This window comes from Protofrankia sp. CiP1_Cm_nod3, assembly GCF_982290655.1.
In genome coordinates this window covers 127,374-133,223 of the sequence record NZ_CEVIVD010000002.1, presented here as the reverse complement: position 1 = coordinate 133,223, position 5,850 = coordinate 127,374, and the positions used below count along the sequence as shown (strand labels likewise).

At 73.1% G+C, this 5,850-nt stretch carries 4 protein-coding genes; 2 read left to right on the top strand and 2 right to left on the bottom strand.

Annotation, left to right across the window (positions count from 1 at the left end):
- Positions 1-133 precede the first annotated feature (133 nt).
- Complete coding sequence (locus AC5LUJ_RS01450; protein ID WP_250290674.1) at positions 134-952, top strand: arsenate reductase/protein-tyrosine-phosphatase family protein; 819 nt, start codon at positions 134-136, stop codon at positions 950-952.
- A gap of 209 nt (positions 953-1,161) precedes the next feature.
- Here the strand turns inward: AC5LUJ_RS01450 and AC5LUJ_RS01445 are convergent, their stop codons facing one another.
- Both AC5LUJ_RS01445 and wecB read right to left on the bottom strand, forming a co-directional pair.
- Complete coding sequence (locus tag AC5LUJ_RS01445; RefSeq protein ID WP_250285336.1) at positions 1,162-3,114, bottom strand: putative bifunctional diguanylate cyclase/phosphodiesterase; 1,953 nt, start codon at positions 3,112-3,114, stop codon at positions 1,162-1,164.
- Positions 3,115-3,413: 299 nt separating this feature from the next.
- A complete protein-coding gene (gene wecB / locus AC5LUJ_RS01440; protein WP_250290672.1) occupies positions 3,414-4,601 on the bottom strand; it encodes a non-hydrolyzing UDP-N-acetylglucosamine 2-epimerase in 1,188 nt (395 codons plus the stop codon).
- Positions 4,602-4,983: 382 nt separating this feature from the next.
- Here wecB and AC5LUJ_RS01435 point away from each other — a divergent pair.
- The coding region (locus tag AC5LUJ_RS01435) for a glycosyltransferase family 4 protein (RefSeq protein WP_493464350.1) at positions 4,984-5,850 on the top strand (867 nt) is incomplete at its 3' end.

Sequence of the window (5,850 nt, the reverse complement as noted above, 5' to 3'; positions counted from 1 at the left end):
CCGCGCCCGGCCGGCACCGGGCCACGAACCCGAAGATGAGCGGACACGGCGAAGCCCTGCACAACACCACCCCCGCGGTGTGACAGCCCCGGACGGCAACAGCCACAATGATCACAAGAATCCCCGCGCCGCGATGACAGCCGCCCACACGCCCGGCACACCCGGCACGCCTGGCACGGGTGGGCCCGCCGGCCCCGCGGCGCCATGGCACATCCTGATCGTGTGCACGGGGAACCTGTGCCGATCGCCGATGGCCCAGTACCTCGCCGCCGCGCTGTTACAGGAGGCGCTGGGTACCGCCGCCGCACCCGGGGTGACCGTCACCAGCGCCGGTACCAGCGCACGTGACGGCACGCCCATCCACCCGCACGCCGCGTCCGTCCTGGCCGGACGTGGTCTCGACCCGCGTGCTTTCACCACCCGCCGCCTGCACGCCGGGCTGCTCGACAGCGCCGATCTGGTGCTGTGCGCGGAGCGCGGGCATCGCGCGGCCGCCGTGACGACCGCGCCGAAGACCGTCAGCCGTGCCTTCACCCTGCGGGAGTTCGCCCGGGTGACCGCCGGGCTCACGCCCGCCGACATCAGCCCGGACACCGCCGCCTGCCTGGGCGGGGCTCGCTACCTGGGCGGGGCCCGTGCGGCCGCCGCTCCCCCCGGCCGGGGGCCGGTCCGCTCACACGACTCGGCCAGCGACGGCACGCCAGCCGCTGCCGTGGGCCGTGGACCACTGCCCCCGGCCTCGGAGACGATCCGGATGTGTGGCCAGGCCCTCATCTCCCGCGCGTTGGCCCGCCGCGGCCTCCGCCGCCCCGCGGCTCCCGCTGACGACGACATCCCCGACCCGATCGGATCGCCGGTCGAGACGTTCCGGGTGTGCGCCGACCAGATCGGCGAGGCGCTGGCCCAGCCGCTGGAGCTGCTGGCCCGCGCCGCGAGCGGCATCGCCCGATGATGCGGACAGCGCGGCAGACGGCGTCCGCAACCGTCCACACCGAGCGTGGCTCGGATCAGGCCAGATCCGGACCCAGCCTGATCCGGCCCTGCTGGTCGTTGAGGCCGCTTTTTCGGCCGGTGAACGTTACCCGACGACAAACAGGCAGCGATCTTCCCTAGCGACCGGCGCCCGCCCACGGGTACCGTCGTCCGCATAGTTACTTGTGGTTACATAACTGGTGTTCTGGACGACGGCATCGGTAATGGTTGTGTCTGCGGCAACGACAGCGGTTGCGACGGCGGCAGCCCTCGCGACAGCGGCGGTTGCGAGGGCACCGGCTCCACCGGCGACGCTGGCACCAGCGGCACCGATGATGGTGGCGCGGACGGCGATACCGGCGCCGGCCGGGACGGATGGGCCTGCTGGGGTGGGCGGGTCTGCTGGGTCCACTGCCGCAGCCAGGGGAGAACCTGCTCGCCGGCCATGGGCGGCGAGATGAAGTAGCCCTGCGCCTCGTCGCATCCCCAGGCCGCCAGCAGCGCCCATGACCTGGCCGTCTCGACGCCTTCGGCGACCATCCGCAGGCGCAGGGTGTGCGCCAGCGCGAGTGTCGACCGGACGATCTCCCCGGCCGCGGGGCTGCGCTCGACGTCCCGCAGGAAGGCCCGGTCGAGCTTGAGCTCGTCCGCGGGCAGATCCCGCAGGTAGGCCAGGGAGCAGTAGCCACTGCCGTAGTCGTCGAGGCTGACCCGCACCCCGAGCGCGCGCAGCCGGACGAGGGTGTGCTGCGCACGCTCCCGCTGCGTCATCAGGGAATCCTCGGTGATCTCCACGCAGAGCGCGGACGGGGAGACGCCCGCCGCGCCAAGGGCTTCGTGCACACCGGGGACGAAACCGGGGTCGACGATCACGGGTGCGGGCACGTTCACCGACACCGACAGCCGAGCGCCGGCGGCGTGCCAGCGTGCGCAGTCCGCGAGCGCCCTGGTGAGGATCTGCCTGGTCAGGGCGGGCATCAGGCCGGCGGCCTGGATGTCGGGGAGGAAGGTGTCGGGCGTGCGGATCCCGTCGACGGGATGCCGCCAGCGCACCAGCGTCTCCATCCCGGTGATACGGCCGGTGCGCAGGTCGGCCTTGGGCTGGTAGTACGGCTCGATCTCCCCGTTGCGCAGGGCGGTGCGCAGCTCGGCGCGCAGCCGCAGCCGGGCCGGACCGGGCCGGGCGCAGCTCGGGTCGTACACCCGGTGGCCCGCGGACGACTTCTTCGCCTCGCCCAGGGCGGAGGTGGCGTTGCGCAGGAGCTCGGGCACGTCCCGGCCGTGATCGGGAGCGATCGCGATGCCGATGCTCGCCTCGACCGGTACCGGCGTGCCGGCGAGCGTGCACGGCTCCCGCAGGACGTCGCGGACACCGGCCGCCGCGGCCTGGGCCCGCTCGGCGCCCACGTCGCGCAGCAGCAGGGCGAACTCGTCCCCGCCGATCCTTGCCACCAGGTTGCCGGCGCGTCCCAGCCGGCGGACCCGCCGGCCCACCTCGATCAGCAGCCGGTCGCCCTGTTCGTGGCCGAGGCTGCTGTTGACCTCTCGGAAACGGTCAATGTTGATCAGCAGTAACGCGCCGGAAGCGGGGGCGGGCCGCCCCGCCTCCTCCGGCCCCCGGTCCGGCCCCACGTCCTGGCCCTGGCCCTGGTCCGGGTCCCGGCAGCGCACCGGGCAGCCGTCGGAATGATCCCCGAACAACCGCGCGGCCTGGCCGAGAAACCCGTGTCGATTGGCGAGCCCGGTCAGTTCGTCGGTGCCCGCGAACCCGCCGGCACGATTCCCGCGCGAGCGGCGCAACAACAGCATGGCCGCCACAATCACGATCAGTATCAGCGGACATACCGAGATTATCAGCCACAAACCGGCCCCTGTGCGCAGAACCGTCCAACACGTCAACGATGTCGAGGCCACCGTCCAGCCGGCCAGAACCGTCACGACGACCCGCGGCCGGACCGGACGCGCCAGCGCGGCGTGCACGAACGGCCGCTGCCGCCACGCCGGGCCGGTGACACGGCCGGGCAGGCGGCCGACCGGATCCGCGACCGGGCGGACCGGCCGGCGGGACAGCCGGTCCGGCGTGGCACGTCCGTCCGGGGCCCGGCGGCGGATCCACCGCTCGGGCACGGGCAACGTCACCATCGGGCCGATGGTCCGCTGGCGGGATTCTGGTTGGCACGGCCACTGATGTCTACAGGCATCGATTCCCCTGAAATCCGGACTTGGGCGCTCTTGGCAGGCGGTCCGAGAGTAACGCGTCGGACTCGCCCGGTATGGACGAACTGCCGTTTCCGGAACGGGGCTATTCAGCCTCCCACCAGGCATTTCACAGCTATTTCAACGGCCGTCGGACCCGGTCGGCCAGCGGCGCCCACGGTGTGGTCTGCCGGAGAGGTCACAGCGTGGTCCGCGTGATACGCGGTACGCGGTACGCGGTACGTTCACCCACCCTGGGCGGTGGCGCCGCGCGGGGCCGCTCCCGCGGGAGCGACGGCCGCGGGAGCAACGCCCGCGGGAGCGACGGCCCGAGCGGCGATGTCGGTCGGCCGGCGGCCGCGGCCGCCGTAGTCGCCCGCGAGCAGGATCTCGGCGATCCGCTCGCCGGCGCGGCCGTCCCACAGCGCGGGCCGCCGTGGCCGCGGCGGGTAGGCGAGCACCTCGGCCGCCACCGCCACGATCCGTTCGGGATCGGTACCGATGACCTGATTGGTACCTTCGGTAACAGTAACTTCACGTTCTGTATTGTCACGCAATGTCAGGCATGGGACGCCCAGGACCGTCGTCTCCTCCTGGACCCCGCCCGAGTCCGTCAGGACGACCCGGGCGCCGGCCTGCAGGGCGAGGAAGTCGAGATAACCGGCGGGCGGGAGCGTGGCCACCCCCGCCGGCAGCCGCCCCTCGACCCGAGCCCTGGTCCGGGGGTGCAGGGGGAACACCAGGGGGCACCGCTCGGCGACTTTCCCGAGCGCCTCGAGCAGCCCCGACAGGACGTCCGGGTCGTCGACGTTGGACGGGCGGTGCAGGGTCACCAGCCCGTACCCGCCGGCGCGCAGCCCGAGCCGGGACAGGACCGGCCGGGCCCGCGCGCGCTCGATGTTCGCCAACAGGGTGTCGACCATGACGTTGCCGACGAGATGCACCTGGTCGGGCCGGTAGCCCTCCTGGCGGAGGTTGCCGGCGGCGTCCGGCGAGGTGGCGAACAGCAGGTCGGAGACCCGGTCGGCCACCACCCGGTTGACCTCCTCGGGCATGGACCAGTCCCGGCTGCGCAGCCCGGCCTCGACGTGCGCCAGCGGGATGCCGGACTTGGCCGTGACCAGCGCGCAGGCGAGCGTGGAGTTGACGTCGCCGACCACCACGACGACGTCCGGGCGGACGGCGGCGAGCAGCGGCTCGAAGGCCGTCATGACCCCGGCGGTCTGGCCGGCGTGGCTGCCCGAGCCGGCGGCGAGGAAGTGGTCGGGGGCCCGCAGGCCGAGCTCGTCGAAGAACACCCCGCTCATCGCGGCGTCGTAGTGCTGGCCGGTGTGCACGAGCGTGGTGACGGCGCCACGCGCCACGGCCGCGGCCAGGACCGGCGCGACCTTCATGAAGTTGGGCCGGGCACCGGCGACGAAGAGGACATGCACGAGGGGACTCCCTGCTCGAAGCGTCAGACCGGCCGCCAGCCCGGCTGGTGGCCCTACCGCCGGCCCGACCACTGGCCCGGCTGTGACCACCGCATCCAACGCTGGCCGGCGCCGTTGCCCGCAGGTCCCTTTACCCACGGGAGCCACTGCCTACGGGATCCGGAGCTGCTGCCTACGGGATCCAGCAGACCACCAGATGTGATTACTTCAGGTGACCATATCGGCGCCACACCGGACGTGTACATACGGATCGTATCCGTTCGACTACGATAAGCTCTGTCACGCTGACTGCACGTTTTCCCCGCTATCTCGTACTCACTCGCACCCGGGAGCCAACCGTGAACTTCGCCCGCATCGCGTGCGCAGCGCCGAGGTGGCTGCGGTGACCGGATCAGCAGGACCGGCGGGACCGGCGGGACCGGCAGGACCGGCAGGAGCAGCGGGACCAGCGGAACCGCCGGGAGCGGCCGGGACGGCCGGCCGGCGGCCGCTGCGGGTGCTCCTGATCACCCACTACTTCCCGCCCGAGGTGGGCGCCCCGCAGGCACGTCTCGCCGAGACAGCCCGGGCCTGGGCGGCGGACGGCCTCGACGTCACGGTCCTGACCGGGATGCCCAACCACCCCACCGGCGTCGTGCCGCCGGAGTACCGCGGCGCGTGGCAGCGGATCGAGCGACGCGACGGCTACCGGGTGATACGGACCTGGCTGTACGCCACCCCGAACGAGGGGATCGTCCGCCGGACCCTGTCGCACCTGTCGTTCACCGTGACCAGCGTGCTGCTCGGCGGGCGGGCGGCGGGAGCGGCCGACGTGGTGGTCGTCTCGTCCCCGACCTTCTTCCCACTCGGCTCGGCGTGGCTGCTGGCCCGGCTGCGGCGCGCGCGCCTGGTGGTCGAGGTCCGCGACCTGTGGCCGGCGATCTTCGTGCAGCTCGGCGTACTGCGCGACCGTCGGGTCATAGCCGCGCTCGAACGGCTGGAGATGGCCGCCTACCGGGCCGCCGACGCCGTCGTCACCGTGACCGACGGCTTCCGGGACGACATCGTCGGGCGCGGCATCCCCGCCGGCAAGGTCCACACGATCCACAACGGCGCCGACCTGAGCCGGTTCAGCCCAGCCCCCCCGGCGGCTCCACCAGCACCGGCCCCGCCGGCCCCGCCGGCGCTGGTGGAGCCGCCGGCCCCGCCAGCCGCGGCGGAACCGCCGGTGGCAGCGGAGCCGGTGGCCCGGACACGGCCGCCGGGCCGG